The sequence below is a fragment of the Microbacterium sp. genome (assembly GCF_030149085.1).
GTDB lineage: Bacteria > Actinomycetota > Actinomycetes > Actinomycetales > Microbacteriaceae > Microbacterium.
Map to the genome: position 1 here is coordinate 1 of NZ_JASBSF010000380.1, position 2,671 is coordinate 2,671.

Sequence of the window (2,671 nt, forward strand, 5' to 3'; positions counted from 1 at the left end):
ATACTGGAGAGGTGCCTGCCAACGCTACCGCGCAGCTCCTTCGCCAGCGCCCTGTACGGAACCAGGAGCACCGCCCGGCTTTCGGGTGAATCGATGAGGTGATTGAAGATAAGCGCCTCGGTCAGCGCAGTCTTTCCGGCACCGGTCGGCATCTGAAGCGAGTACGACGCATCGCTACTTAGAAGCCCCGCGTCGATCGCTTCCACTTGTGAGGGGAAGAACTCCCATACTGGATTACTCCGGTCGATGAACGACTCCACGAGACGATCCCAACGCGATGCGCCACCGTTTGGTAGCACCGCCCGGAGATTCGCCACGCGGAATCGCTCGAGTAGCGCAGTGTGAAGGCGATGCGCAACCCATTCATCGGGGCCGATCGCAAGCGCTCGGGACGTGTCTTCGTACGCGGTGGCGACGGCCATTTCGAGGGCGCTAACCTGGCCGGTTCGCACCGCATCGACGAGCGTGACGATTGACGTGCTGGATGGTCTGGATGATCGAGTCAGCAGGTCATACGCCGCGCGCTGAACCTCGAGTTCAAAGTGCGCGGGATTAGCGTCGCGCGCGGTCAAGGCCGCCGAAGCGGGATAGCCGCCGCTATAGAAGGCCACTGCGGCGAAGAAGAGCGCATCAGACTTCGCCTCATTCTGGAGATCGCGGCTTGCCGAGACGAGACCCTGGCCCAGGGTCAGCCATGCTCGGGACTCCGCACCTCCGCCGCGCAGCATGTCGAAGAGCTCGCCGACGAGCGAGTAGTAGAGGTCCAAGCTCCGGTGATCGAGGTAGTCCAACTGGGAGATATGGGCGGAGAGCGAGAAGTCCACGATCGTGTGACGCGTCTCTGCATCCGCGATCCACCGCGCAAGGGATGCCCTCATCCGTCGACCACGCTCGTCAGGGCGATGTCGAACACGCTCTCGTAATACCACTTGAGGTCGGACAACGTCAGGATGATGACTGCGCGTTCGGCGGGTGACGGCAACTCGACATCGCTGAGCTCCGATGCGAGGTCGACAGTGGAGCAAAGGACGGCGACTGCGCTGAACTCACGACTCGCCTGCGGGTAGTCGATTGCATCGATGAATCGATCGAGCATGTCGATCGTCACGGTCGTGAGGCCCGTGTCCAGTGCGCGTTCCTTGAGCCATTCGAGCGTCTTGATCAGACGACCGTCGCTGTCCTTTCTCGAGTCCCGGATGGCATCAGCGATGGGAGTTGATGTTCCGCGCGTCGACTTGGTCTTAACCTCCGAACAGAGGAGCCGATCTTCCGAGGACGGTTGTGGCCAGTGCGGCAAGACCAGCTGCACGACATCGGACTTAGGAGCGGGCATCGTGCGATCCTGCTTGAGTCGCCACTTCTTTGCGTCGAGCAGTTCAGTCGGGTGCTCCCTAGCGGCCTGAAACAGGGCCGTTAGGATCTCGCCGAAATCGCCCGCCATTGTCGAACCTCTGTCAGGAAGTCGCGCGGCCACAATCTCGCTCAGCGGTCTCCCTGTTGCACTCGCACGGTCTGCAGCCGAGGCATCCGAAATGTAGCAGCGGCGTACTGCAACACCGAGCTGCTCAGCGATCGCTGACGCGCTTGCGGCCGGAATCTCGAAGACCGCGACTTTCTCATGTTCGATGTCGTGGAACAGATCACGGAGCGCACCGTAGTCGAAATCTAGTTCACGCATGACTGAGCCGATCGAGCTTCCGTAGCAGGTCGACCACTACGACCCCTCGAAGCCGGAGCTCGGGTCGAACTTGAGCACGCGCGCATTCTCGGAGATCGTGCGCACCTCGCCCTCGTCGAAGCCGTCGCTCTTGCTGGCCTGGATGTCGATGGTGATCTCGAGCTTGGCGCCGGCGCCGGCGAGGCGGTCGATGATCTCGCGAGTCACGTTTCCGATGTCGCGCGAGTACCGGTCGGGATCAACCTTCACGGAGCCGAAGTAGCGGCTCGGACGTCGCGGCGCGAAGCTCTCCTCGCTCGTTCCCTCCGCCTCGTCTGCTTCGTCATTGATCAGGACAATGTCGATCGGCCCAACCTCCGCGGCGCCCTCCTCAGCCGCGCGCGCAGCAGCCTCGCGGGCTGCGGCGACTCGATCGGCAGATGCCTGTTCGTCTGCCTTGTTCCAGTCCACGAGGAGTGTGCTGTCGGTGACCTGGAGCGCGGCGTTGTGCGCCGGCGGCACGATCAGCCCGCGGTAGCGATCAGCCTCGGTGTCCTTCGCTGTCGCGATCGCGAACTTCTCGCCGTCAACAAGGACGGAGTTGAGCGAACGTTCGATCGCCGAGTCGAGCGTCTCTCGCCGAACGAGGCGCGGCAAGTAGACGTACCGGGTGAAGTAGCCCCATAGCTCGCCGACGCTGATCTCGCCCTTGTCGCGCCACAGTTGTCCCAGCTCCTGGTGCAGTGTGGCACCAAGGATTGGCGCACCGAGCTCGGTGACGAGCTGATCGTCGCGGGACAGCTTCGCGGCTACGCGCTCGGCGAGCGAGCGGCCGCTCGAGTCCGGCACCTTATCCGTGATCAGCTCGAACGGCTTGGTGGCGTCGAACTGCTCGGGGTACACGGCCCACACGAAGGTTTCGCGGATCCGGTCCGACACGGTTCGGTCGAGGCGCGTGACCCATTCGTCGGTCTGCTTGCGCTGCTGTACCGACAGGTTGAGGCTCTCGCTGGT

The 2,671-nt window shown here is 62.9% G+C and carries 2 protein-coding genes and 1 pseudogene; all 3 read right to left on the reverse strand.

Going from position 1 to position 2,671, the window contains the following annotated elements; all coding sequences use genetic code 11:
• A partial coding sequence (locus tag Q1V87_RS15185; protein WP_300594731.1) for a DEAD/DEAH box helicase occupies window positions 1-824 on the reverse strand: 824 nt, incomplete at its 3' end.
• A gap of 50 nt (window positions 825-874) precedes the next feature.
• A complete protein-coding gene (locus Q1V87_RS15190; RefSeq protein ID WP_300594734.1) occupies window positions 875-1,678 on the reverse strand; it encodes a Hachiman antiphage defense system protein HamA in 804 nt (267 codons plus the stop codon).
• Window positions 1,679-1,714: 36 nt separating this feature from the next.
• Window positions 1,715-2,671 (reverse strand): annotated as a pseudogene (locus tag Q1V87_RS15195) (AAA family ATPase); the annotation flags it as partial.

Bases quoted from the DNA above. Each gene is read 5' to 3' on its own strand.
- Q1V87_RS15190 (WP_300594734.1), bottom strand. From the start codon at position 1,678: ATGCGTGAACTAGATTTCGACTACGGTGCGCTCCGTGATCTGTTCCAC.